Here is a 26,507-nt window from a genome sequence, read left to right as displayed (position 1 = left end):
TTCACTAAATAAATTGATAAAATGCTGAATTTCTGTTATTTTTGTAAATGGAACTAAATTTCTACTTAATACTGGCGCTCCTTTTATTTTCGATCGGAGTAATCGGAGTTTTAACGCGCAGAAATGCGATAGTTGTATTTATGTGTATTGAGCTTATGCTCAATTCAGTTAATCTGGTATTCGTTTCATTCTCATCATTCCTTGGGAATCTAAACGGGCAGATATTCGTATTTTTTATTATGACAGTTGCCGCAGCTGAAGCTGCTATCGGACTGGCTATCATTATAGCCCTTTACCGCAATAAATCAACAATTAACCTGGATGAAATTAATATTTTAAAATGGTAGAGTACTTCTATTTAATCACGGTTTTACCTTTAGTCGGATTTTTGATCAATGGCCTGTTTGGCACTAAAATAAAAAATGAAAAAGTCTCAGGTATAATAGGCTCATTAATGGTATTAGGTTCGTTCATAATCACAATTATGGCTTACCTGCATATTACTTCACTGCCTGAAGGCTCACGCAGCATTACCATTCCCCTTTTCAGCTGGATAACAACAGGTTCACTTAATATCAGCGCAGCTTACCTTGTTGATCCGCTTTCTGTTACAATGTGTTTAATTATAACAGGCGTCGGATTTCTTATTCATATTTATTCCATCGGCTACATGCATGGTGATAGAGGCTTTGCGAGATTCTTCGCATTCCTGAACCTCTTCATTTTCGCTATGCTTAACCTGGTGCTTGGTGATAACATGCTTTTAATGTTCCTTGGCTGGGAAGGCGTTGGATTGTGTTCATACTTACTTATCGGCTTCTTTTATGAAAAGAAATTCGCTGGTGATGCGGCTAACAAAGCTTTCTGGGTGAACCGTATTGGTGATTTTGGTTTTATGCTTGCAATGTTCTTTATATTTATGAGCTTCGGTTCACTGAACTTCGCTGCCATCAATGCAGCAATTCCGGGTTCAGCTGTTCCGGTTTCAATGTTCACAATTATAACATTACTGCTTTTTGTCGGCGCTACTGGTAAATCAGCGCAGATACCTTTATATGTTTGGCTGCCTGATGCTATGGCAGGTCCGACCCCGGTATCAGCGCTTATCCATGCCGCAACAATGGTAACAGCCGGTGTATATATGATCGGCAGGACTTCCCTGCTGTTTGCATCAGCTCCCATCACAATGGAAGTTGTTATGATAATAGGCTGCTTAACAGCCTTTATGGCCGCAACAATTGCAGTTGCGCAGAACGATATTAAAAAAATACTTGCGTACTCAACAGTCAGTCAGCTTGGATTCATGTTCATGGCAATGGGTGCAGGCGCTTTTTCAACCGGTATATTCCACGTTACAACGCATGCATTCTTTAAAGCTTTAATGTTTCTCGGTGCTGGCTCGGTTATTCACGGAATGCACGAAGAGCAGGATGTAACAAAGATGGGCGGCTTAAAAAATAAAATGAAAATTACATTCCTTACATTTTTAATGGGCGGAATTGCGATCTCAGGTATTCCCCCGTTCAGCGGATTTTTCAGTAAAGATGAGATCCTATCTAAATTATTCTTTGCAGGACACTATCCTGTATTCGCAATTGCAGTGCTTACCGCATTTATGACAGCATTTTATGTATGGCGCCTGATAGCTTTAACATTCTACGGCAAGCCAAGGTATGATGAAGCACATGTTCACCCGCATGAATCACCGGCATTAATGACTTTCCCGCTCATAATACTTGCTGTACTTTCTGTGATAGGCGGATTTATAGGTATTCCGCATATATTCGGACCCAACCTGATAGAACACTGGCTTGAGCCTGTATTCGCTCCGGCGCTTGCGCTGCTTCCTGAAAATCACGTAGTTGCTTCAACTGAAATAGGGCTTATCGTATCATCAGTTCTTGTAGCTGTTATAGCAATACTTATTTCACTTAAGATGTTCAAGTCCGGCGAAAAGCTCGATGCATTCTCAGGCGGATTCTACAACCTGCTTCGCGATAAGTACAGAGTTGATGAGCTTTACAATAAGATAATTATTGCGCCTTTAATGTGGCTGACAGAAATATTTTACAAGATACTTGATGTTAAAATAATTGACGGCGCTGTGAACGGTACTGCTAAATTCTTTAACAGCCTTTCGCTCGACTGGCGCAAGCTCCAGACAGGTATTGTTCAGGATTATGCAATTGTATCCGTAGCAGGTATAGTCGCAATACTGCTTTACATACTGCTCAGGTAAATTAAAATGATTATACTTTAGATATCTTTTTAATAAGGAGATATTTAGAGGAGGAGAAAAGGGATAAGCTGAATAATCTTATCCTTTTTTATTTTATGATATTATCCGTTTAAATTCTTTGTCATTAAGGGAAAAAAATTCTTTCAATTTCTGCAGACGAGGAGACTAAAAATTCAGGTTTAAGCGGTTCAAGCTCTCCCCTGCTGCCGTAACCATAGGTTACAGCTAGTGAATCGATGCCATTGAGTTTAGCCCCGTTTATATCGTGGTACCTGTCCCCTATCATAATACTTTCATTTTTAATCAATCCGTTCATCAGCAAAACGTCAGCTATCAGCTTATCTTTAGGCTTATTATCTGCTGACATATCAGAGCCGTGAATGCTGATAAAATACTCCTTCAGGTTAAAATGATCAAGCACAGTTATTGCGAACTGAAGCGGCTTTGATGTGGCAATAAAAAGCTTAAAGCCGCAGCGGTGCAGCTTTTCAATTAATTCACCCATGCCCGGATAAACATTATTTTCGAAAATTCCCGTAACTGAATAATGCTCCCTGAAATGTTTAACTGCAGTATCTGAATCATTTACATTCATATTATGCCTTTCGGTATAATATGCCCTTAAGGGTGAGCCGATATAACTTTTTAGCCTGTTAATATCGTTTTCAGCTAACCCGGTTTTTTCAAGTGAATGAAGATATGAGTTTATTATACCCGGACTTGAATCAGTAATAGTTCCGTCCAGATCGAATAATATATTTTTATATTTCATTAATTACCTGTAAGTTTCAGTTCACGGGCACGTTTCTTTTCAGCTTTTGTCAGAAAAGCAACGGCAATTAAAATAAATCCCAGGGTGATCCAGTCTTCTGTAACAGGATACTTTCCTCCAAATACAACAGCGAAAATCAGCGTGGCAGCCGTTCCGGCTATAAGTGATGTTAATCGGTTCACAAGTCCCGCAAATGTTGCAGTTCTTCCTTTGAACATGAATATAAATACAGAAAAGAAAGCCAGCAGCCCGAATGCAAGACCGGATATCATTGCCCATTCCCATAAATTATCAGGTGTGTTGAATGCTTCACGGAACTCAATGACCTGCTCTATGTTCCACCCGAAAAGATCAATAGAATTATAAATTATTATCCCGCCAAGTAACATGGAAAGAGTTGCAGCTATCTGTTCAATTGCAAAAAAAGCTTTATTATCCTGTTTAACACCCTTGCCCCTGGTGTTCTTGTAGTAATTCATTATATAAATCCTGATAGAATAAGCAATAAGGTAACTTGTCAGTATGGTCATAGCAGCAGTTGAGCCTATAAAATCAAAACTGCCGGGTTTCATATTAACCAGATTTGCGGCAACAGCAATAACAGCAAAAATTACAGCTGCATTTTCTTCCCAATACACTTTTTTAGTAAGTATTCCCTGCTTTATTTGTATAGCATCAATTATCCTGCTTATAACAATAATGCTGCCGCGCATAATAACCATTGCTACCATAACACTGATAGGCAAAGTGTACATTAAAGTAGTTGTTGGAATAACAACTGCTGTACAAATTCCTGACGGAATTATGTAGAGGAGCTCAGAAGGAATTTTTCTGCCGAGAAAAATACTGTAAGAATTTGACTGCATCCTGTACCATCTGAACATCAAAACTATAACAAGCGCAAGGAGGTTCCCGCCTATTGTGTTATATACAAGGTAATGTAGCTCCGGCATACCCGGGAATCCCTGTTCAGGGCTTCCCAAAAAGTATTTTACAGAAATTCCCGTTATTACATAAAGTAAAAAATACCCTATGCAGAACTGAATTAGCTGACTTGTGCTGCCTTCTTCTGCTTTAAATAGCTTCAATTAATGGCCGCCCCTGGAAGGCCGTGCATTCCATAACTTTAACATTAAAATCGCGCCAATAACTGAAAATCCAACCATACTCGGGCCCCATGTATTCCAGCCGTAGGTTTCAATCAGCCAGCCGGCTCCAACGCCCATAACTGAACCTCCCACATACTGCATGCCATCGAACATACCTGCTGCAGTTGCTGCAGCGCGTTTGCCGCCAAAATCCATAGACGCGGTGCCTGAAAGCATAGAATGAACCATCGAAATCGCAAGTGAGTTAAGCGTGAAAGCGATAATAATAGCTTCAAGGCTTGGCGCTAATGCTACTATTGTTAAGGAAATAACCTGTATCACATAACCTAAAAATGCTACAGGCGGCCTTCGGTGCCCAAAGACTTTATCTGAAAGGAATCCCGCTATAAAAGCCCCTGCAATACCGGCAATAACCACTGCAAATGCATTTCGCTGGAAAACGGGATTATCAAGCTGCAGGTGGTGAACCTCCTGCATATACCTGGGGAACCATTCTTCGAATCCTTTTCTCACAAGCCCGGTACAGAATTCCGCAGCTGCAATAGTAATTGCTATGGGGTTTGTGAATACTTTTTTGGCTACATATCCAAGTGTGATCTTTTCAGTATCGCCGCTGGTTGCATCCTGGGGATCGAAATCACCTAAACCTGCATCTTTGGGTGTATCTTTTACGAACATAAAGGTTAACATGGTGAATACCCCGACTATCATTGCCGGCAGGAAGAATTTCCACTGCCAGGGCAAGCCTGCAACAAGAGCTGTTGTCATTAAAGCATATACAGCAAACCTGCCGCTTTGTATCATAGAACCGAATATTGCAGAAAATACGCCTCTTTCGGTTACGTGGAACCAGCCTGCATTGACTTTAATGAGCGCTAATGCGCTGTAAGACTGGAAATATTGGTTCAGGGTCCACATACTTGCCAGGTAGATGAGCATAAATGTGCCTGTACCTAAAAATCCCATATAAGCAGCCAAACCGAAAGCTACATTAAAAACGCATGCACCGGCTGCGCCTATTATCATAGCCTTTCTTCCACCCCACCTGTCAGCAATGGGTCCGTTAAAAATTGCAGAAAGACCGTATAATAAGGTACTTATAGTTATAATTGTCCCGATTTCTGTTTTAGAAAAGCCAAAGGTATCCGATAGTTGCTTATTGGCAAAGCCAAAATTATATCTCGCCATATACATTGCTGCATATGTTAAGCCTAAAGTCATCCAGTTGATTCCCCGCCTTTTTTTGAATGCAGGCGAATGTACAGGTTTATCCAGCATCTTTTCCATATTTTTCGCTAATTCAGATTAATTTTGAGATTGAGTTATAGATTTGCAAATAGTATTATTATAAAATTAATGGAGTTATTCTTCAAATATAAACAAAAACTTAAACATATTTAATGCTAGTAATAGGAAGAAACCCGGTTTTAGAAACAATAAAATTCGCGCCCCAAACCATCAATAAAATTGTAAAGCTTGAGACCGCAAACGATAATAAAATAAAGGAAATAGAAAATTCTGCTAAATCAAAAAATATTACCATAGAAAATTATCCTAAAACATATTTTGAAAAGGTACTTGATAAAAATGATAAGTCAGAAGGAATTTCCCAGGGCATTTTTGCCGATGTAAAAGATTTTGAATATTCAAAAACTACAGAGATACTTAAGTCACTCAACGATAAACCCAGAACTACATTAATTATACTGGATGAGATCCAGGACCCGCATAATTTCGGCGCAATCATCCGGACAGCAGTTTCAGCCGGTGCCGATGGTATTATTATTTCAGATAAAAATTCAGTAAAAGTAAACCATACAGTAATAAAAACATCTTCAGGGGCTACCAATTACATTAAAATTTCAAAAGAACCTAATATTTACAAAACCATTGAGATGCTGAAGGAGAACAATTACAAAATTACAGGAACAGTGTTAAAAACAGATAAAGAGATCTATAATTTTGATTTTCCTGATAAATGTGCGCTGGTTTTCGGTAGTGAAGGTGAAGGATTAAGGAAAAATATAATAAATTTATGTGATTTCCTTGTAAAAATACCTATGGTAGGTAAAATTGACTCCTTAAATGTATCTGTTTCAGCAGGAGTTTTCTTATATGAGATATTGCGGCAAAGAAGCTGTAAGGCTCATTAGTTATTCAGGGTCGCCAATATCATCAGTAATTATACCGAAATCAAGGTCTTCCCTGTCAAGCAAATGAGATTTGTCTTCATTTAACATGTTTAAAGCCCGGGCTTCATCTGCCTTTTGAATATATATAATTATCGGAATTCCGGCAGATATTTTTCCCATAATTCTTGTTCCAAGCTCATCTGACGCAGTATCAGCTTTATTTTTGGTTAAATATTCTATAGAGCTGTCCCTTAATAACGCTTCGATAAGCTCTGATTCCATATAATCATACGTTTCACATAATATTACCCAGGATTCGTCCATGTTATCCATATAGTAGTTCAGTTATTTTATAAGGATCATCTTTTTGGATAAATAATTATCGTCTGCCTGCATAGTGTAAAAATACACGCCGCTTGAGAGCTCCCCTGCATTAAAGCTTATTGATCTGTTCCCGGCCGGCTCGAATGAATCAACTAATTTTCTTACCAGCCTTCCGGAAGCATCATACACATATAATTTAACATATGCATTCTTAGGTAATGAATAATTAATTTTTGTAACAGGGTTGAATGGATTAGGATAATTCTGCTCTAATTTATATCCTGCAGGCACTTCGCTGCCATTTGAATTTATTCCAATCGGTGGAATTGCTGAGATTTTAAGCACATATAAGCCGGTTGACCTGTCAGATGCAATTATTTTTCCGCTTGGGAACATGTAAACACCCCAGCACCCGTCATAAGTAAAGCCGTTATTCTGCGGATAAGTGTCATACCAGGCAATTTCTACCGGTACGGAAGGATTTGATATATTCAGCAATCTGACTCCTGCGGTATAATGTGCCGCCAATGCATAATTGCCGTAAATTTCAACGTTGTGTACAATTGATGAATCGATACCGGTAGGCTGCCATTGAGCAACCAGTAACGGATTAGTTAAATTATCAACTTCCCATACTTTTAGTAACCTCGGGAATCCGCCTATTTCATCAGTTACATAAAGATAGCTTCCATCTTCAGTTATAGCAGTATTATGCGGACCGGGTTGAGGTATATTATACCATCTTGTAATTGTACGCATACTATCTTTATTTACTGCATCTATAGCATAAATATAACCGTCAAAAATTGCAGCACCCCAAATGGTATCATTGTATACCCGGCAGTCATGTATGTAATGTTCATACCAGTTACCGCGTTTTACGGGATTTACCGGATTAGTTGATACATCAAAGATAAATATCCCGCCTCCGTTATAATCACCCCCGCTTAAATATAAATACGGACCCTCCTGGGAAATTGTATGCGTTCTGGCATAACCTGTAAACGTAATTGTATTAACCAAAGATACAGAATCCGGCAGGTACTGAAGGTCAACCACCTGCAAACCGCTGCCATAAGCTTCTGAAACAATATAAGCATAGTGTCCAAAGGTTTTAAACTCACGCCAAAGTGATGTTAATCCCGGTACAAACCCGGATTCAAATACATTATTAGTATCTGTTATATTGTAAAAAGCAGTTCCATTGGCGCAACCCAATATTGCGTATTCGCTTCCATCAGGTGCAGTATATCCCCAAATTGCAGAGTAAAAATTTGTAAAATGTTCATTCTTATTGGCAATAAGCCGCATATTGCTGTTAGGCAGCTGCGAAAAAACATGCATCGAAAAAATAAAGAGGACTATAGCTGCTTTTATAATAATTTTCATTTTCCAAGTTAATTATCTGTTAACATAAAAACAATATCACATTACATCAATAAAAAAGCCCGCTTCAAAAGCGGGCCGGTTAAAAATTTAAGCTGAATTATTTTGTTAAAACAAGTTTTTTAGTATCTCTGAATCCTTCTTTTGTTGTAATTGAATAGAAATATATTCCGCTGGAAAGCCTTGCAGCATCAAAATTCACCTTATAATTGCCGGCTATCTTAAATTCATCAGCAAGAAGAGCTACTTCCCTGCCCACAACATCATATATCTTTAATGTTACATATGTTGATTTTGGCAGGTTATATTCAATTGTTGTTGATGGGTTGAACGGATTTGGATAATTTTGCTTTAATGAAAATCCATCGGGAATTGATTCATTGCCTGCAAGTCCGGTGATGTTGCTGCCGACTTTTATAACAAATAAACCGCCTGACATATCAGAACCAATTATTTTTCCTGATGAGGGGAACATAAATACTCCCCAACAGCCTGCAAACTGAGCTGAATTGCTTGAAGGATAAGTATCATACCAGGCAATTTCATTAGGTGTTGTTGGATTTGAAATATCAATTATCCTTATACCTGCAGTATAATGCGCCACAACAGCCAGGTTATTATAAATTTCTACATTATGAACTATAGCAGTTGTAATATTTGTAGGCTGCCAAGTAGTAACCAGTGTTACATTGTTAAGATTTGATTTATTCCAAACCTTCAGCTTGCCGTTTGGCGATGAAGTTTCATCTGTAGTATAGATATATCTTCTGTCATTAGGAATAGCGCAGTTATGCGGGAACGGGTTGGGATTATTCACCCAGCTTCCGATTGTTACAAGATTATCCTTGTTAGCAGCATTAATTACAGATATTGTTCCCGGGGGATCATATATATTACATGCATAGATTGTATCGTTGAGAATTCTTGAATCATGTATATAAAAGTTTGACCATGAACCGCGTTTTACAGGTGACTGTGGATTTGTAATATCAAGTATGGTCACTCCTCCCGGATCCGTTCCACCCTGTGTATTGTTGCCGCCATGCAGGTATAAATACGGTCCTGATTGAGAAATTGAATGTGTTTTTGTATATCCAGTATATGAATATGTAGCAACAAGGCTTACAGAATCCGGCAGATATTGCAGCGCAATGATCTGCAGCCTGCTGTTGGTGCCTTCTGAAACAACATAAGCATAGCTTGAAAATACCTTCATTTCGCGCCAGCCTGAAGCTACTCCGGGCACAAAATCAACTTCATGAATGTTAGCAGTATCAGTTATATCGTAAAATGCTGTTCCTGTACTGCAGCCTAAAATAGCGTATTCCCTGCCGTTAGGACCAGCGTAACCCCATAAAGCTGAGTAACCGTTGCCATGTTCATCTTTCTGTGCAAGCAAAGTTGTATTTTGGTTTGGTAATTGTGAAAATGCTGTTGCTGCGCTTAAAAATAATAAAACAACAGCTATAAATGACCTGTTTAGATTAATTTTCATTTTATTATTTGTTTAAGATCATCTTTTTGGTTTCAGAAAATCCTTTATCAGTTGATAAAGTATAGAAGTAAATACCGCTTGAAAGTCTGCCTGCATCAAAGCTGATCTTATGAGCTCCTGCATTTCTGAATTCATCTGCAAGTAAAGCAACCTGCCTGCCAAGAATATCAGTAACTTTTAATTTAACATGAGCTGCTGTTTTAAGATTAAAATCTATATATGTGGTTGGGTTAAACGGGTTTGGATAATTCTGTTTTAATTCAAACTTATCTGGTGTTTCATTTCCCGGTTCATTGATACCAACTAATGGAATGGTTGGTTTTACAACATATAAACCGGTCTGTCTGTCAGATGCGATTATCTTACCGGAAGGGAACATATATACTCCCCAACATCCATTGAAGTTTGAACTGTTATTTGTTGGATAAGTATCATACCATGCTACTTCAGTAGGAGTAGTAGGATTTGATATGTTTATTAACCTGATCCCTGCTGAATAATGTGCTACTAAAGCGTAGTTACCGTATATTTCTACATTGTGAACAATTGCAGTTGTAATACCTGTTGGCTGCCAGTTTGTTACAAATGTTACATTTGAAAGATTTGATATATTCCATACTTTTAATTTTCCGTTTGGTGATGAAGTTTCATCGGTAGTATAGATATAGGTTCTGCCTGCTGTTAAAGCAGCATTGTGCGGGAAAGGATTGGGATTATTTACCCATGATGTAATTGTAGTCAGATTATCCTTGTTTGCTGCGTTTATAACTGTTACAGTTCCCGGCGGATCATATATATTGCAGGCATAAATGGTATCGTTTCTTACCCTGCTATCGTGAACGTAATGAGTATTCCAGCCGCCTCTTTTTACAGGTGCCAGCGGATTTGTAAGATCTACAACTGTAACGCCCTGTCCAAAGCTGCTGTTACAGCCATGCAGATAAAGATACGGGCCATCCTGTGAGATTGAGTGTGTTGTAGAATGGCTTGGCATATTTGATGTACCTGCCAAAGTTACTGATGCCGGAAGGTTTGAAAGGTCAATGATCTGTATTTTGCTGTTGTTAGCTTCTGAAACAACATAAGCATAATTAGAAAACACTTTCATTTCGCGCCAGTTGCTGGTAGGTCCGGCAATAAATCCTACTTCAACTATATTTGCTGAATCAGTTACATCATAGAAAGCTGTACCTGAAGCGCAGCCTAAAATTGCGTATTCACGGCCATTGGGAGCTACATAACCCCATAATGCAGAATATAAATTTCCGCCTGTTCCGGGATGTGTATTTCTGTTAGCCAGTAATGTCATATTGCTGTTGCCAAGCTGAGCGAAAACATTTCCTTCAGAGGCTGCAAATAAAGAGAGCATAAGTAAAAAAGCCAGAAAGTATTTCTTAATTATCATTTTCTTGTTTAAAATTAATAAAAATTAGAATTTGAATTCCGTGATTATATGAAAATATGTTCTAATAAGCAATAAGCGGAAAACTGCCTATATTAGTCATATTTACTACTGATTTTTATCGTCTTTTTCGGGGTTTTCTATGTTGAATTGCTTAATTTTGGTATAAAGGTGACTTCTTTGAATATCAAGGGATTCAGCGGTTTTGGATATGTTCCAGTTGTTTTCAAGAAGCCGTTTTTCAATGAAGATCTTTTCTGAGATATCCTGAAAATCCCTTAAACTGCTTTCTGAATTAACTAATTTATCCATTTCAGAAGAATACGGCTGATTTTCACCCTCTATGTTTTTTCTGTCTATTTCATCAGAATCTGAAAGGATTATAAGCCTTTCAATAGTGTTTTTCAGCTCTCTTACGTTACCCGGCCACTTTAAAGAGCTTAAATATTCAAGAGCCTTTGGGGTGAATGTTTTTACAGGCATATCGTTCTTAATAGATATTGCCTTTGAAAAAAAGCAGACTAACTCAGCAATATCTTCTTTCCTGTTTCTCAATGGTGGTAAAACCAAGGTCAGAACATTCAGCCTGTGATAAAGATCTTCCCTGAATTTACCTTCTGATATCAATTGATTAAGATCCCTGTTGGTAGATGCAATTACCCTTACATCAACCGGTATAAAATTACTGCTTCCGAGCGGTTCAATCTTGTTCTCTCCCAAAACATTCAGCAGCTTAGCCTGTGATTCCATGCTGAGGTCAGCTATCTCATCGAGGAACAAAGTTCCGCCGTTGGCCATTTCAAATCTTCCGATACGTTTACCGGGTGAAAATGAAAGATAGCCTTCTACACAGCCAAAGAGCTCAACTTCAAGCAGGTCCTTCGGTATTATAGCGCAGTTGAGATGAATGAAAGGCTTATCTGCCCTGTCGCTTAATCTGTGTATCTGTTTCGCGGCAAGCTCCTTGCCGGTTCCGTTCTCACCGGTGATTAACACCCTGCTTGATGTTGATGCAATTTTTGTGATCTGGTCTTTAAGTCTTTTCATTTCATCGCTTGAACCGAGGAACTCTGCATCAGTATCAAATTTCTTCTTCATGCTTTCATTTTCAGCAAGAAGCTTTCTGTAGTTCATCCCGTTTTGAATGGTAAGCTTAAGCCTTTCTACATCAAATGGCTTTGAAATGAAATCATACGCACCAAGTTTAGTGGTTTGTACAGCTGTTTCAATATTTCCGTGTCCGGATATCATTATTATTATCGATGAAGGGTCAATTTTACGAAGCTCCTGGAGTACTTCTATACCATCCATTTTCGGCATACGTATATCAAGAAGAACGATATCAGGATCAACCTCTTTGAACTTTTCAATCCCGGTTGGCCCGTTGAATGCCTTTTCGATCCTGAACCCGTCATGTTCAAGTATCATCTTAAGGACATCTACTATCGCCTTATCGTCTTCTATGATTAATATTGTACTCATTTACTCTATTAATTACTCTATACTGAGCTTTTTTTCGGCTCTTTCTTTTCTGGTATAATATATTCTTTATACAATTCCTGCAAACCCGGAAAATATTCCAGAATCTTATCAAACAATGCAGGGGCAATTTTTGTGACAGTTGGATATAATAATGAACTCTCCCTTGTTGATTTCGAAGGCAGATCGGCAACTGAAAGGTTATACAATAAAACACTAGCTACGAGTAATCCCTGGATAAACCCGACTATTGTGCCTAATATCTTATCTATAATGCTTGTACCGGAGTTCATGGAAGCGATAAATCTGGCAAGCCATATTGAAGCACCGTAAACAATACCGATTATCAGTAAAAAGCTTAATACATTTACAAATACCTGGTTTTCTTTTATAACCTTGCTTAAAATCACTGATACACTGCTGTAAAAATTTACAGCGAGTATAAACCCAAGAATAATTCCGGCGATTCCAAGGAGCTTTCTAAGGAAGCCTTTCCTGAAACCGAAAAATGTCGGTAAAGTAACAATTAAAACAATTACTATATCTAACCAGTTCAATTTGTAATATTAAATATTAAAAAAAACACAAAGCCTCTTTTAAGAAACTTTGTGTATAAAATTATATTATTTACCAGGATCAGTTTTTGAATTCAGCTTCAAATCTTTTTGATTCATTGATATATTTTGATTTTGGATACTGCTCTTTAAGCTTTGCAAAAACTCGTTTTGCATTTTCTTTATCACCTGCATTGGTGTATGAACGTATTGCATAGAAAAGGTTTTCCTGGTTAATGACCACTCCTTTGTTTACGCTTGCGGCTTTTTCAAAATATTCACCGGCTTTTTTCAGGTCACCTTTAGCTTCATAAACCGCACCCATACCGGAAATACAGGAAGCTTTAACAATATCGTTATCTCCGCCGTAATTATCAAACTGTTTCAGGGCATTATCATAATCTTTAACATTAAAATAGCAGTTACCCAGGTAAAGCTTAGCGGTTTCACCGCTTTCAGTGCTGCCGTAATCGTTAACTATCTGGTTAAGGCCCGTAATATTTGCGGCAGGGTCACCGTTTATAGCTTCCGGATATTTACCCTGTTCATATAAAGAAATAACTGCTGAGAGCTTAACTTCAGCTTCTTCATTCTTTGCTTTTTTATTGCTGAAATATAAAAATCCAACCACAACAAGTGCAAGTAAAACACCAACACCAATATAAACTTTTTTCTTGTTTTCGTCACTATCAAGCCAGTTCCTGGCTTCAAAATAACCGGTTACAAGCTTATCTTTCTTAATTTCTTTATGCGTAATCTTTTTGCGTGCTTTTAATGAAGACATCAAAAAACCTTTCTTAAAAATGTAGTATTCCTGTGTTTACAAACGACAAATATATGCATTTTTTTGCAATTATTCAAAGAATTTATTTGTAACCTAATATATTATAAGTTCCACTTATGAATTACAATATTATAAAGCCTTTTTTCGTTTGATATAAATTTTAATAATTTTTGATTTTTTATGTATTTTTTAAGATAGTCGACAGCTTCTTCATATTTGTTAAAGTTTAAGCATAAATATGAAAAATAATTATTTATAAAGCTTTCGTCCAGTAAATACGGAGAATCAGGATATTGAGCGATAAATTCTTCATAATCATTCAATAATGTTTCTGATTCGTTATTTACAGAATGTTTGGAACTGATATAAGCTGCATATATATGTTCTCTGTAAGAATTCCCGGGGTATTTATCCATTAAACTTTTGTAAACTTCTGCTAACGTTAATTTGGTTTCGTTTTGTTTAATAAAATTGAGAATAAACTTATCTTCATAATTGTTTTCAATGACATTCAATTTAAATATACCTGAACGATATACCGGCTTCAGCTCAGATATCATATTAATTCTGAATAATACAGGTTTGATATAATATAGGCTGTATTTGCCCTTTGGAAAATATCCAGAATTTGAGAAGAAGGTTTTTTCCCGGATTTCTTTAAAAGGAATTCCCAGCTTTCCCCAGTTATTAATTTTCATAGCAAAATACAATGTGTCACACGGGTTAATGATATAAGCACTAACCGTATCGATCATCTCTATACCGCAGCCAATTGAATAATAATGAAAACTTTTTATATATTCACCTGCCGGATCTTTATATATAAAATTTCCGTCTACAACACCTTTGGTATTAAATGCTTCTTTGATAACTAACGGAAGGGTATCGTGATTTACCAGGATAAATTCAGCAACTACAGGTTCGTAAACCTTGTATTCCTGTTTTTGCAGGATTATTCCAAGCTCGTATTTGCCGGTATTAAAAGTTTTATAGCTATTATTATTTTCAAAATTGTTTAATGTGCAACCGGCAAATACGAGAACTAAAAAAAATAAAATTTGTATATATTCATATACATTATACTTCTTTTACCTGAAAAATGTTCTGGCAACATCGTAAAAATCATCGCCAACAAGCTTAAGGTCTTTTACAGCATCTTCGATAGGTATATCTATGATTTCAGTACCTCTAAGCGCAGCCATTCTGCCGAATTTACCTTCTTTCACCATTTCAACCGCATGAACTCCGAACCTGCTGCCAAGCACCCTGTCATACGCAGTTGGTGAACCGCCTCTTTGTATATGACCCAGAATTGTAGCGCGTGTTTCAACTCCTGTTTTCTTTTCGATTATCTCTGCCAAAAGATTAGCTATACCGCCAAGCCTTACGTGGCCGAAAGCATCGAGCTTTTCATCCTGGAGGATCATCTCAGAGCTTTGCTGGTCTGATTTGCTTATCTTTGCGCCTTCAGCTACAACAATAATTGAAAATGTCCTTCCGCGTTTTTTTCTTTCTTCCATTACCCTGATAACCTCACTGAGGACTATTTCTTTTTCAGGTATTAGAATAAGATCAGCGCCGCCTGCGATTCCCGCATGCATTGCTATCCACCCGGCATGCCTTCCCATTACCTCAATTATCATAGCCCTGTGATGTGATTCAGCAGTAGTATGTATCCTGTCGATTGCATCCATTGCTATATTTACCGCTGTATCAAATCCAAAAGTGTAATCTGTACCGTTGAGGTCATTATCTATGGTTTTTGGCACACCAACAACTTTAAAGCCGGTTTTTGAAAGCTTGTTCGCAACCCCTAGTGTATCCTCTCCGCCAATAGCAATTAAAGCATCCAGTCCTATTGATTTTGCATTTTCAATTACTTTTTGCTCTCCGCCTTCAGTTTTGTACGGATTAGTTCTGGATGTTCCAAGTATAGTACCGCCTTTTTGAAGTATTCCTGATACTGCATTCATATCCAGAGGCCTTGTGTAGATATCCATCAGGCCTTTCCAGCCATTTTCAATTCCAACACATTCCCATCCATAAGCCAGTGATTTTCTAACAATAGCTCTTATTACAGCATTTAACCCGGGGCAATCTCCGCCTCCGGTCAACATTCCGATTTTCATTTAAGTTTAATTCTCCTGTACTTGTAATATATTTAAAAATAGTTCCGGTCTTAAAGCTTTTCTTATCTCCATATAAACTTCGTCTGAAGTTATCTCCTTCATGCAGGTAGGTTCATTACAGCCGTAATCATGCCCCAGGTATAAACACGGTGAACAGTATTTACTGCTTTGGATGGTTACAGCATTTTTGTTATATGCTCCCCATTTAACAGGATTTGTCGGACCGTGAAGCCCTATCGTCCTTGTACCTACACATGTGCTCACATGCAGGATACCGGTGTTGCTGCATAACATCAGTTTCGCTCTTTCAACCAACGCGGCTGATTGTTCCAGAGTGAATTTACCCGCAGTATTTATCGAATAATCCTTTAACGCTTCGTGAAGCGGATCGCATAAATACCTTTCAAATTCAGTGCCGGTAATAATTATTACCAGGTTTTTATCTGCATCATGAAGCCTTTTGCCGACATTAATGTAATTTTCCAGAGCCCATTCCCGTGGTTTGCCGTTCTCACCGCATCCGGGGTGGAAACAAATTACCGTTTTATCTTCCAGCCCGTGTTCTTTCCAGAAATCATCCCTGAACTTTCTGTGTTCAGGTTTAAGGAAAAACTCAAGCTGAAGCTCATCAAAGTTATATTCACCGCTAATCGGGACAATACCAAGCGGAATCAGCAGATCCATAAAGTTCTCAACTTCATGCTTTGTCCTGCTGTGCGCAGCTACCGCATCATTAACAACATGCTTCCACTGCCCTTTTGTTCTGAATCCGATGGAATAATCCCTTTTTGTAAAAATTGTAATAATTGAATTGATCCTTTCCCACTGTCCCGCATCAATTACTACTTCATACTTGGTTTTACGTAATTCCTTTACAAATCTGTAAAAATTTACGGGATTTTTAAGGAAATCATATACCCGGCAATTAATAATTCTGTCAACGTACGGTATTTTTTGAATTACAGATAAGTTTATATCGCTGCACATAAAGGTAATTTTAGCCTTAGGAAATGAATTTTTAAGCTTCCTTAAGGTAGGTATCAATAAAATACCATCACCAATAGCGGCAAGTTTTATAAATAAAATATTCTGTATGTCTTCTATGGGTAAGCGTCTTTTTCTCCTTGTAAATAAAGCTAAAAAAAGCACAAGGGGTATCCCAAAATACCGGTCAAAAAACCTGAAGATCTTTTTTCTACGCATCAGTATATGAAAGATAATTAAATATATATTTTATATCAATTCAGCTATCTATATTTACAACCTGATTTAAGTTTTTACGTTCCAAAATGCAAAAATTATATGTATTTTGTATTCAAATAAATCGAAATGATAACTAAACTGCAGAAAAACAAGCTGATAAAATCAGCTTTGAGTGTTTTAAAAAACTCACACTCGCCTCATTCCGGATTCAAAGTAGGAAGTGCGCTGCTTAGTGTTAACGGCAAGGTATTTTCAGGTACAAATGTTGAATTCGATGCCTTATCGTTAACTGTATGCGCAGAACGGGCAGCAATTTTCGGTGCTATTTCAGGGGGAGAAAAGAAGTTTAAAGCCATTGCTGTTGCTACCAGTTCAAATGAGTTCATTTATCCATGCGGCTTATGCCGCCAGGCGTTGGTTGAATTTAACCCTAACATGGAAGTAATATTAATTACTAAAAAGAAAGAGATTAAAAGCTTTATTTTAAAAGATATTATACCAAATTATTTTAAGCTGAATAAAGTATAAAGTAAAAAATATGTACGATTTAGAAAACAAAAAAATGTCAGGGCAAATTGAAGTAATCTGCGGCAGTATGTTCAGCGGAAAGACTGAAGAGCTTATCAGAAGGCTAAGGCGCGCGCAGATTGCCAAACAAAGGGTTGAAATCTTTAAACCCAAAATTGATAACAGGTACAGTGAAAATGAGATAGTATCACACAGCGAGCAAAAAATACCCAGCACTGTTGTTGAAACAGCAGAGCAGATACTCCTTTTTTCCGCTGAAGCCGATGTTATTGGAGTGGATGAAGCCCAATTCTTCGATTCATACCTGGTGGAAGTATGCCAAAAGCTTGCCGCACAGGGTAAACGTGTAATTGTCGCTGGCCTTGATACTGATTACAGGGCAATACCATTTGAGCCTATCCCACAGCTTCTGGCTATTGCGGAATATATAACCAAAACACTTGCCATTTGCGTTAAATGCGGCGCACCTGCCAACCGAACGCAGCGTATTTCAAACACCGGTGACAGGGTTTTGGTTGGCGCTACCGACCTATATGAAGCACGCTGCAGAAGCTGCTATGAAGAGCCGGTAGATTAAAAAAATATAACATTATGATTATTGAAGGTACTGTGGAGGTCTTTTGAAAACCATTACATCATTCGGTACAGCTTTTATAGCACCAAATGAGCCGTTTTATAAAGAAATCGAAACGATCGGTAAATATTTAGCAGAATCCGGCTATTCAGTCTGCTGTGGCGGTTATGGCGGCTCTATGGAAGCAATTTCAAAAGGAGCATTTGAAGCAGGCGGTAAGACTATCGGTATTGGATTAAAAGGGCGGGATATCTCTCCTAACCAGTATTTATCGGAATTTATACTTTCTGAGAACTTAATGGCAAGAATCCTAACCCTAATTCATAAAGCTGATGCTTATATTGTATTCAAAGGCGGTACAGGTACACTGGTTGAACTATCGGTAGTGCTGGAATTAATGTATAAAAAATCAATGCCGGCTAAAAAAATGTTCTTTTACAGTGATTTCTGGAAAAATACATTGCTAACTCTTCAAAGTGAAAGTTCGGACCTGGAAAAACTCTTAAATGAACAGATTCATTTCATTAATGAACCGGAAGAGATAAAGCAATATATTTAATAAATTTTGTTTTAAATCTTTTAATTAAATTTTTTTAACCTTAATTTAGAAGAAATTCCCGGAGGAAACAATTATGCTTAAAAGTCTTACATGTTTATTACTCATTATTATCGTAAATTATTCATCTGCTCAATGGGTTGAGCTGAATTCAGGCGTAACAACCCGGCTTAATTCGATAAGCTCTGTTAAAGACCTGTGTACATGGGCATGCGGAGCAGGCGGTACAGTAATTAAAAGCAGTAATATGGGTGATAGCTGGCAAAACGGAAATCAATCAGGTATTCCCCTTTCTGCAAGCCTGAACCATATTTTCTGCATTAATGAAAATATTGTTCTTTGCTCCGGTATTGATGGCTCCACAGCATACCTTTACAAAACAATTAATGGTGGCATAACATGGAATATTGTTCATCAGCAGGCTTCCGGTAAATTCAACGCCCTTCATTTTATTGATGGAAATACCGGAATGCTGGTTGGCGACCCGGTCGGCGGAAGATGGTCGATCTGGAAAACTATCAATGGCGGTAATTCATGGGATTCCACAGGCTGCTATTTAGCGCAGAACGGAAGCGAAAAAGGTTTTAACAATTCACTTTGGGCTGCAGGTGATAAAATATGGTTTGGCACCGATAATTTTAAAATATACAAAACCCCGGATTACAGCGCTACATGGCAGGTTCAATCAACAGGCAGTGAAAAAAATTCAGCTTCTTTATGGTTTGATTTTGATTTTAATATAGGCCTTACAGGAAGCAGTAACCTGCTTAGAACATTTAACAGCGGCAGTAACTGGAACATCGAATCTATACCCGGCAGCGGAAACATTATCGCTGTAACAGGCAGCGCGCACTCACGGTTCAACTGGGCAATTAGAAGCGATAATAAGATTTATTTAAATCCCCATAATACCAATATATGGCAGCTTGATTACACAGCACCTAACGGGAATTATACTTATATGACAATCGAAAGGAACGGTTATTTCAGCGGAGCGGTATTTGCAACCAGGGATAACGGCGGTATATCAAGGACATATTTTCTATCTCTTGGTATCAGTACTATTTCATCCGAAATTCCGGTATCATTTAAATTACACCAGAACTATCCTAACCCTTTTAACCCGGTTACAAAATTCCGCTTTGATATAAAGCGGTCAGGTAGTGTAAAAATAAATATCTTCGATATCAGCGGGAAAGCTGTAAAAGAGCTGCTGAACAATAAATTGGAAGCCGGGACTTTTGAAGTTGACTGGAATGCAGCCGAATACCCAAGCGGTGTTTATTTTTACCGTTTGGAGACTGGCAGCTTTACAGATACAAAAAAAATGATACTTGTGAAATGATACTTGTATTATGATTATTGAAAAATTTAAAGCGTCATTTTCCAATGACGCTTTTTTGTTTATTTAAAATATTTTATATTCACAATTGCTTTTTCCGTGTTATCAGGCATTTTAAAAACTACGCTGCATTTTATTTCCTGTTCGTTTACAAATTCAAATATAAATTTATACTCCTGGACTTCACTTGTTTTCCCTGAAGGATCTATAGTTGAACCGCTTAGCGTGAGAATTTTAGTATCTTTGTTATAGTCACCTTCACCGGTAACTGCATAAGTGCCCATTTCATCAATTCCGTAGTAAGTATACTTATTGACCCTGCGGTCATAACCTAAAATGCTCAGGCTTGCAATTTTCATACCCATTGATTCAGTATTCTGCTCAAAGTTCATAAACCTTCCGCCAAGTATCATTTTCCCTTCAGCAGTTCCTTTGCCTTCCATTACCATTCCGCCCCCAAAATCATATTTAAACTCAACATTCCATTTTCCATCAAGCTTTTTGATCAGGTCATGCTCAGGTGCCGGACCAGCAATTTTCATTGCTTCATCATTTTCTGACTGCGCTTTTATTACTGCGGAGCTTATGAGCATTAAAACAATTATTATTGATTTGAGAATTTTCATATTTATGTTAAATTTTACGTTTATAAATAATTTCTGTAGCTTTTGCTTCATCGCCAGTTGGGGTTACGTTATAAGCAGTTAAAATTATATTGTTGTTATCTGAAATTTCCATTTCACTTCTCCACCCCCATTTAGCAGTGCCTTCTTCATTGGTATCATAATACCCCATAACATCAAATTTTTCTGAACCAGGCTTGCTTTCTGAGTGCATAATTGCCGTACCCATGTGGAAACTATCAACCCAAACTGACTGGTAAACTCCCCGCATACAGTCAAAACCGTAAATTGTGATTCCTTCAAGGGTTTTACCCTGCATTGAACCTGTATATTCATGCAGCAAAAATCTGCCGCCTAAAACTGAGGTGAATTTTCCGGTTACCGGGGATTCATCCCCTATTACATCCGGTTCAAACCATGTCTTTGCAGTACCTTCCCACTCACCTTCCAGCTCCTTCAGCTGTTTATGAACTCCCCCTGCTATTGATTCACTGAATTTAAATTTTGCCATTATATTTTTTATATTATGATTTATAAATTTTTAAATAATTTTATACCTGCAAAAATAACCTGAAAACCCATTAAAACCTTCATACTAAAGTATGAAATTACTAAAACTAAAGTATTATTTATGTTTAACCTGATCAATTACCGTTTTTTTTAATGTTATCTGATAAACCAAAAGGAGTTCATAAATATAAATATATTTACAAAACTCCTTTTAAAATGTTTTAAAGCTATTTAGCAGAAAATTGTGAGATAATTTAAAATTTACCTGCTAAAATCTGATCTTATTTATATTTTCGACCAGAAAATCAAATCCAAACAGCATTGTAAAATAGAAACGCCATTCTTTACCGTAAGTAACGGTTTTTTGCTCACCGGTAGTTGAAGGAAATATCCTTGAAAACTCATCTAGACCATATGAGGCATTGAATGTAAAAGCAGTTGGATACACATAATATGAATATGTAAGAAGCCTGAGTTCGAAACCAACATCTTTTTTCATTTCTTTAAGCTTGGTAGCTTTGTTATACCATGCATTACCGATATCTCCGTAAACTGATAAATACAGCTTATCAAAATAGAACTGGAGGAACTTGAAATCAAGGTTTGTTGCCAACGGGAATCTATATGTCAAATTCGCAGTAGCGTACCTGTTGCCACCTATTGCATAAAATGGATATCCTTTCATGTTCGGGAAGCCGCTTGCGTAAAAATCAAAGAAATTATCCTGCTCAGGACCGAAAATAGTACCTGCCCGCAGCCTTAGGCTTAAAGAATGTGAATTGTTGAATAATCCGAAGCCCTGCAGCAAGTCTCCTTCCAAACGGTGGAATTTAGCTTTTTCAAATGCTTCAGTTACATTGCCCTGGTCATCTATAACAAGCTCAGGATTAAGATCATTTATCTCGTAATCATATTTCAGCCTGAAATAACGGCCTATTGGATTTATATCATCATTCTTATTTGGAAGAAATGAGCTGTATGAATAGGTTAATGAAAGATCCCTGCCTGTAAAATAATTAGTTGATGAAGCCGATACCTGCCTGTTTATAGAAGGAATAATAAATGTGCTCAGCTTTGATGAATAGGATGAGAATGTGAATCCGGCCCGCATGTTATGGTTGGCATTAATGATTTTAAAGCCCATACCAAACTCAAACTGAAGCAGGTCATAAGTCACATCAACGGGTATTGTATCAAGTCCCGCAACAAGGTCAGCTTCAGTTTTCCTTGTAACATTATACCCTGCAAGCTGGAACGAAGGTGAAAACCCTAGTTTTTTAAGGAACAGGTCTTTTAAGAACGGAACACCGTTGTTATAATCAAACTGCAGGAAAAGATCCCTTTCAAATTTCCTGTTAATTGATGCACCTCCGAATATTCCCATCCTGCCTAAAACATCAGAAGAATAAAAATATAAACCTGGTTTTATTATATCAAGAAATTTACCGTCTTTTGTATAATTATCAAATCTTAGAACAGGTATTATGAACAGCGGTGTTGCAACGTTATTGTATTTGGTAGATGTGTATGATTTAACACTGTCATCTTTGAAGTTTTTCAGCTTCAGAAAATCATACTTGTTTTTTGCAAGTGATGAGTTATCGCTGTTTTCCTGTTCATATTTTTGGATCAGCTTATCGGGTCTGTTATATTTTGCATTCTTTTCAGCAATAATAGTATCAAACTCAGTATAATTTTTCAGTTCATTGATTTTGTAGCCGCCTGTTTGCCATGAAGCAAAAGTCAGGTTTTTTTCACTATCAACAGACGGCATAAATGCTCCGCCAATAACATTGGTTAGCTGCTGCATAAATGCCGTACTGCTTTCCTTTGTCATCCTTGCATTGTTGATCAGGTCATACTTATAAATATTGTATATTCCGGTAATATCTGATGCGAAAACTATTGATGCGCCGTCTCTGGTATATACGGGACTGCGAAAATCTGCGTTTGGATCACTGAAAATAAAAAATATTTCCCCGTTATCAACATTTATTTCTGCAATTTGCCTCGAACCTTCTTTGCTGTAATCAAATACAATATTGTTGTTCACCGGTGACCACCTTGGTGCGTATATCTGTTCACCATTGGTGAATGTGGTGATCTGTTTAATATTCCTTTTTTCTATTTTTTTGCCGTTCGGAGCCGGTGCTATAAATAAGTTCTGTGTTCCGTCATAATTTCTTACAAAGCAGATCCATTTACCATCACCTGAATAAGCAGGTGCATGTGCTCTTAAACCGTTTGTAAGCTGGGTTTCTTCTTCTTTTGAAACATCGTACTCAAACAGGTCAAAAACAACAGCATCATGAATATTCGGCTTATTCCTGCGTGAAAATATTATCTTTTTGCCGTCTGCAGACCAGTCATAAGAACCGCTGACGCTGGCTATTAGCATTTCATCATCCCCTGAACCTGATGTATTATGGATGAACATAGAAGTTGAACCGTAATCATACTCTTTGTTTGAAAGGTATGTTATCTTTTTCCCGTCAGGAGAGAACTGCGGGTAATAATTTGCAAAACCAACATCAGCTATAATTTTACCTTCCACCTGGTGGCTTTTAATGCCTTCAACACGGTTCTTGTAGTCCTGTTTCAGGAATGCTTTCCATTCATCATAAAGATCGCTGCCTGATTTGCCGATTGCCTTTTTGAAAGCTCCTTCGGAATTTAATCTTGTCAGGTCACCCAAATTTTCAGATACCTCGCGAAGCTTATCTTCGCCGTATTTCTCAGCGATATATCTTGATAGCGCAAAGCCTGAATTATAAATTGATTCTGCTTTATATGTTGTCACAGAGGCAAACTGTCCCATTTCTTCCCATGTAAGCATATTATCGCCTAGTACACGCATACGCAGTATCATATCTCTGTGCGCGTCCCAGTAATCGTAACCAAGCTGCTGGCGCTGGTATTGGGCTGTACCTTCAGCGAACCATGCAGGAACTCCAACTCCCGAGATCGGATAAGAAATAATTGTATTGGGATAGCCGTATAAAACATCCGGCCTGCGTTCTTTTTCATAATTCAGGAACTGCAGGTATAATGAAGGGAATTTAGTTGAAAATTTCATTGAAGCCTGAACCTGTATAACATGGGTATATTCGTGAGTTATAACATTCCTTAGCCAGTTGTGTGTGCCGCGAAGATCAAAATCAAGCGAAGCTGATGCAATTTCTATCCTGTTGCCGTAATAATCAGTTGCGCCGTTGGAAATATCCGATTCATCGTTTATGATCCATGAAGTTTTATCTTCCGGGGCATATTTATATAATGAAGTTATCGGTCCGTAAACTTCTTCCGCAATTTTTGCTGTAAGCTTAGCTGTTCTTTCTGTTCCTTTATGGTAATGAATGTAAAAGTGTTCGGTTTCTATTGTGAACCATTCAAGCTCAGGGTTCGGCTCAAACTGTGAATATGTAACGGCTGAAACAAGCAGTATTAATAACAGGATTCTTGATATCATAAAAATAAAATAAAATTAGCGTATTTAGTTTATAAACAAAATAACAGGTCAATTCCGTTTCCCGTGAACCCGGGGAACGAAAAAGACAAGATTAACTGAAAATGACAGTTATATCAATGCTAAAAAATATCGAAAATTTGATAATTTAAATAAAACGGGTAGATTTGTATGCTATAATGTAGTTTTAATTATTAACAAATTTAAATGTATTTCAACAAAAAGTAAAGGGGCAGAATTTATCCGCCCCTGATATGGCGCCACAATAAGGGTGCAAGTTATTTCTGTTAGTAAGGTTCACCCAAAACTGTAAGGTTTCTTCTCAATTGTATAAGGTTCTTAAATTTAAGGTTTTCCCAGTTGTTAAGGTTGCCCCAATGATGTAAGGTATCTTTCCAATGATGTAAGGTATATAAAGGATACTTATTTTATTAAGGACATTTTCTTTACCATGCTGAAATCATTAGTTTCAAGCCTGTACATATAAATACCACTTGAAAATTTTGCAGCATTCCAGTTCACTTCATATATTCCTGGTGTAAGCTGACTATTCACCAGTGATTCTACTTCCCGCCCAAGCAAATCATAAATAGCTAATCTTACTTTTGAGAGCTTAGGTATTGAGAACTTAATAATTGTTGAAGGATTGAAAGGATTGGGATAATTCTGTTCAAGTAAATATTCTTTAGGCACTTCATTTGAAATTTGGTTAATACCTAATACTCCCCCGGTTATAGTTTTAAAAACTTTACCTTTTGTTCCTGCAACATAACCTATATCCTGTGTTAAGAAATATACCGAGAACAATGTATCAGTATTAAGCTGCATGATCTGCTGCCAGGTTGATCCGCCGTCTGTTGACTTTAAAACACCTTGATCCTTTGTAAGATATCCTGTAAGTGAGTTTGGAAATCTGACCGCGTAAAATGATTCATTAGTTCCAAGATCTGCTTGCTGCCCAGATGTGCCTCTGTTAGTTGTCCGGTAGAATTTTCCCTCAAGACCCACAGCGAAACCTGTATTACTGTTTGAAAAAGTAATATCTTTGAAACTGGTTAAATGATCTACATAGCTGATGCTCCAGTTTGAACCGGAATCTGTGGTCTTGTAAATCTTTCCGCTATCAGATAAAAATATGCCTGTGTTGACATCAAAAAAATGTAATTTCTTAAAAGATAAATAACCATAGGCATAATCACTGGCGTTCAGACATAAATTCCAGTTAGTACCGGCATTATTGGTCCTGTAAACGCCAAGCTGGTTTGAAACAAAACCGGTATTATCGTTTGCAAAATATAAATTATAAAAGTGATAGTAACTTCCGGGCTGATTATTTTCCAGGTAAGTAAACCAGTTCAGCCCTGCATTAGTTGTTTTCATGATTTTGCCGTAAGTTGCATATGAACCGCCAACAGCGTACCCTGTATTTTGGTCAAAAAAGCTGAAGCTTTTAACCCTCAGGTTACTATCCAGTAGAACTCTTTGCCAGTTCGTACCGCCATTGGTGGTCCTGATAATTTCACCTCCGTAAAAATTGCTTGTTAAAGGTAATGGCGCACCTGCACCGATCAAACCTGTATTTTCGTTTAGAAAATAAACTGCTGTGAGAAAAAAATCAGTCCCGGAAACTTGCTGAGTCCATTGAGCTGAAATTTTAGCGGGAAAGTAAAATATTACTAAAAGCAGAAACAATGAAAGGATTTCATTAAGATGAGTCCGTTTCATAAATTACCTCCATAATTTTACATTGCGGCCACGGATTATACCAAGCCAGTATAAAATTTAAATGTATTTTCTCCTTTATTAAATTAAATAATTAATTTAAACGGGTAAAATTTTGTTGAGATAATTTATGATTAATTTAGAAAAATTTTAAAAAGGTATTTTTCTGTTCGATCTG

The 26,507-nt window shown here is 37.4% G+C and carries 24 protein-coding genes; 7 read left to right on the top strand and 17 right to left on the bottom strand.

From position 1 onward, the window contains the following. The first annotated feature begins 47 nt into the window (after positions 1–47). Together nuoK and nuoL are read left to right on the top strand one after the other, a co-directional pair. Entirely contained in the window at positions 48–347 is a 300-nt protein-coding gene (nuoK, locus tag J0M37_11680) for an NADH-quinone oxidoreductase subunit NuoK (GenBank protein MBN8585745.1), read from the top strand. Next, positions 341–2,239, top strand: coding sequence for an NADH-quinone oxidoreductase subunit L (nuoL, locus tag J0M37_11675; GenBank protein ID MBN8585744.1), 1,899 nt, complete (start codon positions 341–343; stop codon positions 2,237–2,239). Before nuoK ends, nuoL begins: the two co-directional genes overlap by 7 nt. 124 nt (positions 2,240–2,363) lie before the next feature. Here the strand turns inward: nuoL and J0M37_11670 are convergent, their stop codons facing one another. Genes J0M37_11670 through J0M37_11660 form a run of 3 tightly spaced genes read right to left on the bottom strand, consistent with a single transcriptional unit; the run spans position 2,364 to position 5,407 of the window. Next, on the bottom strand, positions 2,364–3,011 hold the full coding sequence (locus tag J0M37_11670; GenBank protein ID MBN8585743.1) for an HAD hydrolase-like protein: 648 nt from the start codon (positions 3,009–3,011) through the stop codon (positions 2,364–2,366). Continuing rightward, positions 3,011–4,099, bottom strand: coding sequence for a hypothetical protein (locus J0M37_11665; protein ID MBN8585742.1), 1,089 nt, complete (start codon positions 4,097–4,099; stop codon positions 3,011–3,013). Before J0M37_11665 ends, J0M37_11670 begins: the two co-directional genes overlap by 1 nt. Continuing rightward, positions 4,100–5,407: an MFS transporter gene (locus tag J0M37_11660; protein ID MBN8585741.1), complete on the bottom strand. Its 1,308-nt coding sequence runs from the start codon at positions 5,405–5,407 to the stop codon at positions 4,100–4,102. Between the two features lie 113 nt (positions 5,408–5,520). On the opposite strand from J0M37_11660, the gene rlmB reads away from it, so the two are divergent. After that, complete coding sequence (gene rlmB / locus J0M37_11655) at positions 5,521–6,273, top strand: 23S rRNA (guanosine(2251)-2'-O)-methyltransferase RlmB (GenBank protein ID MBN8585740.1); 753 nt, start codon at positions 5,521–5,523, stop codon at positions 6,271–6,273. Here the strand turns inward: rlmB and J0M37_11650 are convergent, their stop codons facing one another. The 10 genes from J0M37_11650 to J0M37_11605 all read right to left on the bottom strand — a co-directional run bounded on the left by J0M37_11650 (position 6,274) and on the right by J0M37_11605 (position 17,008). Next, the gene (locus J0M37_11650; GenBank protein ID MBN8585739.1) at positions 6,274–6,585 is read right to left on the bottom strand and encodes a hypothetical protein; all 312 of its coding nucleotides are present in this window, start codon (positions 6,583–6,585) and stop codon (positions 6,274–6,276) included. It abuts the gene before it with no gap. A gap of 12 nt (positions 6,586–6,597) precedes the next feature. Beyond that, positions 6,598–7,965 carry a choice-of-anchor B family protein gene (locus J0M37_11645; protein MBN8585738.1) on the bottom strand — a complete coding sequence of 456 codons (1,368 nt, stop codon included), beginning with the start codon at positions 7,963–7,965 and terminating at the stop codon, positions 6,598–6,600. Between the two features lie 97 nt (positions 7,966–8,062). Continuing rightward, complete coding sequence (locus tag J0M37_11640) at positions 8,063–9,457, bottom strand: choice-of-anchor B family protein (protein MBN8585737.1); 1,395 nt, start codon at positions 9,455–9,457, stop codon at positions 8,063–8,065. Positions 9,458–9,461: 4 nt separating this feature from the next. Then, positions 9,462–10,862, bottom strand: coding sequence for a choice-of-anchor B family protein (locus J0M37_11635; protein MBN8585736.1), 1,401 nt, complete (start codon positions 10,860–10,862; stop codon positions 9,462–9,464). A gap of 105 nt (positions 10,863–10,967) precedes the next feature. Then, positions 10,968–12,341 (bottom strand): sigma-54-dependent Fis family transcriptional regulator, encoded by a 1,374-nt coding sequence (locus tag J0M37_11630; GenBank protein ID MBN8585735.1) that lies wholly within the window; start codon positions 12,339–12,341, stop codon positions 10,968–10,970. A gap of 17 nt (positions 12,342–12,358) precedes the next feature. After that, entirely contained in the window at positions 12,359–12,895 is a 537-nt protein-coding gene (locus J0M37_11625) for a CvpA family protein (GenBank protein MBN8585734.1), read from the bottom strand. 79 nt (positions 12,896–12,974) lie between these two features. Next, on the bottom strand, positions 12,975–13,676 hold the full coding sequence (locus tag J0M37_11620) for a tetratricopeptide repeat protein (protein MBN8585733.1): 702 nt from the start codon (positions 13,674–13,676) through the stop codon (positions 12,975–12,977). A gap of 101 nt (positions 13,677–13,777) precedes the next feature. Further along, positions 13,778–14,374, bottom strand: coding sequence for a hypothetical protein (locus tag J0M37_11615; GenBank protein ID MBN8585732.1), 597 nt, complete (start codon positions 14,372–14,374; stop codon positions 13,778–13,780). 390 nt (positions 14,375–14,764) lie between these two features. Continuing rightward, positions 14,765–15,805 (bottom strand): 6-phosphofructokinase, encoded by a 1,041-nt coding sequence (locus J0M37_11610; protein ID MBN8585731.1) that lies wholly within the window; start codon positions 15,803–15,805, stop codon positions 14,765–14,767. A gap of 6 nt (positions 15,806–15,811) precedes the next feature. Beyond that, positions 15,812–17,008 carry a glycosyltransferase family 9 protein gene (locus J0M37_11605; GenBank protein MBN8585730.1) on the bottom strand — a complete coding sequence of 399 codons (1,197 nt, stop codon included), beginning with the start codon at positions 17,006–17,008 and terminating at the stop codon, positions 15,812–15,814. Positions 17,009–17,134: 126 nt separating this feature from the next. Here J0M37_11605 and cdd point away from each other — a divergent pair, with 126 nt between their 5' ends. The 4 genes from cdd (at position 17,135) to J0M37_11585 (ending at position 20,011) form a co-directional block, all read left to right on the top strand. Further along, positions 17,135–17,536: a cytidine deaminase gene (gene cdd / locus J0M37_11600; GenBank protein ID MBN8585729.1), complete on the top strand. Its 402-nt coding sequence runs from the start codon at positions 17,135–17,137 to the stop codon at positions 17,534–17,536. A 10-nt stretch (positions 17,537–17,546) separates the two neighbouring features. Next, a complete protein-coding gene (locus J0M37_11595; GenBank protein ID MBN8585728.1) occupies positions 17,547–18,113 on the top strand; it encodes a thymidine kinase in 567 nt (188 codons plus the stop codon). 43 nt (positions 18,114–18,156) lie between these two features. Then, positions 18,157–18,669, top strand: a complete 513-nt coding sequence (locus J0M37_11590) for an LOG family protein (GenBank protein MBN8585727.1) — start codon at positions 18,157–18,159, stop codon at positions 18,667–18,669. Positions 18,670–18,742: 73 nt separating this feature from the next. Then, positions 18,743–20,011, top strand: coding sequence for a T9SS type A sorting domain-containing protein (locus J0M37_11585; GenBank protein ID MBN8585726.1), 1,269 nt, complete (start codon positions 18,743–18,745; stop codon positions 20,009–20,011). Between the two features lie 59 nt (positions 20,012–20,070). Here the strand turns inward: J0M37_11585 and J0M37_11580 are convergent, their stop codons facing one another. The 4 genes from J0M37_11580 to J0M37_11565 all read right to left on the bottom strand — a co-directional run bounded on the left by J0M37_11580 (position 20,071) and on the right by J0M37_11565 (position 26,332). Further along, positions 20,071–20,634 carry a DUF1579 family protein gene (locus J0M37_11580; protein ID MBN8585725.1) on the bottom strand — a complete coding sequence of 188 codons (564 nt, stop codon included), beginning with the start codon at positions 20,632–20,634 and terminating at the stop codon, positions 20,071–20,073. 7 nt (positions 20,635–20,641) lie between these two features. Further along, positions 20,642–21,142, bottom strand: coding sequence for a DUF1579 domain-containing protein (locus J0M37_11575; GenBank protein ID MBN8585724.1), 501 nt, complete (start codon positions 21,140–21,142; stop codon positions 20,642–20,644). A 267-nt stretch (positions 21,143–21,409) separates the two neighbouring features. Beyond that, positions 21,410–24,610 carry a PD40 domain-containing protein gene (locus J0M37_11570; protein MBN8585723.1) on the bottom strand — a complete coding sequence of 1,067 codons (3,201 nt, stop codon included), beginning with the start codon at positions 24,608–24,610 and terminating at the stop codon, positions 21,410–21,412. 420 nt (positions 24,611–25,030) lie between these two features. Next, the gene (locus J0M37_11565) at positions 25,031–26,332 is read right to left on the bottom strand and encodes a T9SS type A sorting domain-containing protein (GenBank protein MBN8585722.1); all 1,302 of its coding nucleotides are present in this window, start codon (positions 26,330–26,332) and stop codon (positions 25,031–25,033) included. Positions 26,333–26,507 lie beyond the last annotated feature (175 nt).

It is taken from the genome of Ignavibacteria bacterium, assembly GCA_017303675.1.
Classification (GTDB): domain Bacteria; phylum Bacteroidota; class Ignavibacteria; order Tepidaquicellales; family OLB5; genus OLB5.
This window is presented reverse-complemented; position numbering and strand designations above follow the sequence as displayed.

Bases quoted from the DNA above. Each gene is read 5' to 3' on its own strand.
- nuoK (MBN8585745.1), top strand. From the start codon at position 48: ATGGAACTAAATTTCTACTTAATACTGGCGCTCCTTTTATTTTCGATC.
- nuoL (MBN8585744.1), top strand. From the start codon at position 341: ATGGTAGAGTACTTCTATTTAATCACGGTTTTACCTTTAGTCGGATTT.
- J0M37_11670 (MBN8585743.1), bottom strand. From the start codon at position 3,011: ATGAAATATAAAAATATATTATTCGATCTGGACGGAACTATTACTGAT.
- J0M37_11660 (MBN8585741.1), bottom strand. From the start codon at position 5,407: ATGGAAAAGATGCTGGATAAACCTGTACATTCGCCTGCATTCAAAAAA.
- rlmB (MBN8585740.1), top strand. From the start codon at position 5,521: ATGCTAGTAATAGGAAGAAACCCGGTTTTAGAAACAATAAAATTCGCG.
- J0M37_11650 (MBN8585739.1), bottom strand. From the start codon at position 6,585: ATGGATAACATGGACGAATCCTGGGTAATATTATGTGAAACGTATGAT.
- J0M37_11645 (MBN8585738.1), bottom strand. From the start codon at position 7,965: ATGAAAATTATTATAAAAGCAGCTATAGTCCTCTTTATTTTTTCGATG.
- J0M37_11640 (MBN8585737.1), bottom strand. From the start codon at position 9,457: ATGAAAATTAATCTAAACAGGTCATTTATAGCTGTTGTTTTATTATTT.
- J0M37_11635 (MBN8585736.1), bottom strand. From the start codon at position 10,862: ATGATAATTAAGAAATACTTTCTGGCTTTTTTACTTATGCTCTCTTTA.
- J0M37_11630 (MBN8585735.1), bottom strand. From the start codon at position 12,341: ATGAGTACAATATTAATCATAGAAGACGATAAGGCGATAGTAGATGTC.
- J0M37_11620 (MBN8585733.1), bottom strand. From the start codon at position 13,676: ATGTCTTCATTAAAAGCACGCAAAAAGATTACGCATAAAGAAATTAAG.
- J0M37_11615 (MBN8585732.1), bottom strand. From the start codon at position 14,374: ATGAAAATTAATAACTGGGGAAAGCTGGGAATTCCTTTTAAAGAAATC.
- J0M37_11610 (MBN8585731.1), bottom strand. From the start codon at position 15,805: ATGAAAATCGGAATGTTGACCGGAGGCGGAGATTGCCCCGGGTTAAAT.
- J0M37_11605 (MBN8585730.1), bottom strand. From the start codon at position 17,008: ATGCGTAGAAAAAAGATCTTCAGGTTTTTTGACCGGTATTTTGGGATA.
- cdd (MBN8585729.1), top strand. From the start codon at position 17,135: ATGATAACTAAACTGCAGAAAAACAAGCTGATAAAATCAGCTTTGAGT.
- J0M37_11595 (MBN8585728.1), top strand. From the start codon at position 17,547: ATGTACGATTTAGAAAACAAAAAAATGTCAGGGCAAATTGAAGTAATC.
- J0M37_11585 (MBN8585726.1), top strand. From the start codon at position 18,743: ATGCTTAAAAGTCTTACATGTTTATTACTCATTATTATCGTAAATTAT.
- J0M37_11580 (MBN8585725.1), bottom strand. From the start codon at position 20,634: ATGAAAATTCTCAAATCAATAATAATTGTTTTAATGCTCATAAGCTCC.
- J0M37_11575 (MBN8585724.1), bottom strand. From the start codon at position 21,142: ATGGCAAAATTTAAATTCAGTGAATCAATAGCAGGGGGAGTTCATAAA.
- J0M37_11570 (MBN8585723.1), bottom strand. From the start codon at position 24,610: ATGATATCAAGAATCCTGTTATTAATACTGCTTGTTTCAGCCGTTACA.
- J0M37_11565 (MBN8585722.1), bottom strand. From the start codon at position 26,332: ATGAAACGGACTCATCTTAATGAAATCCTTTCATTGTTTCTGCTTTTA.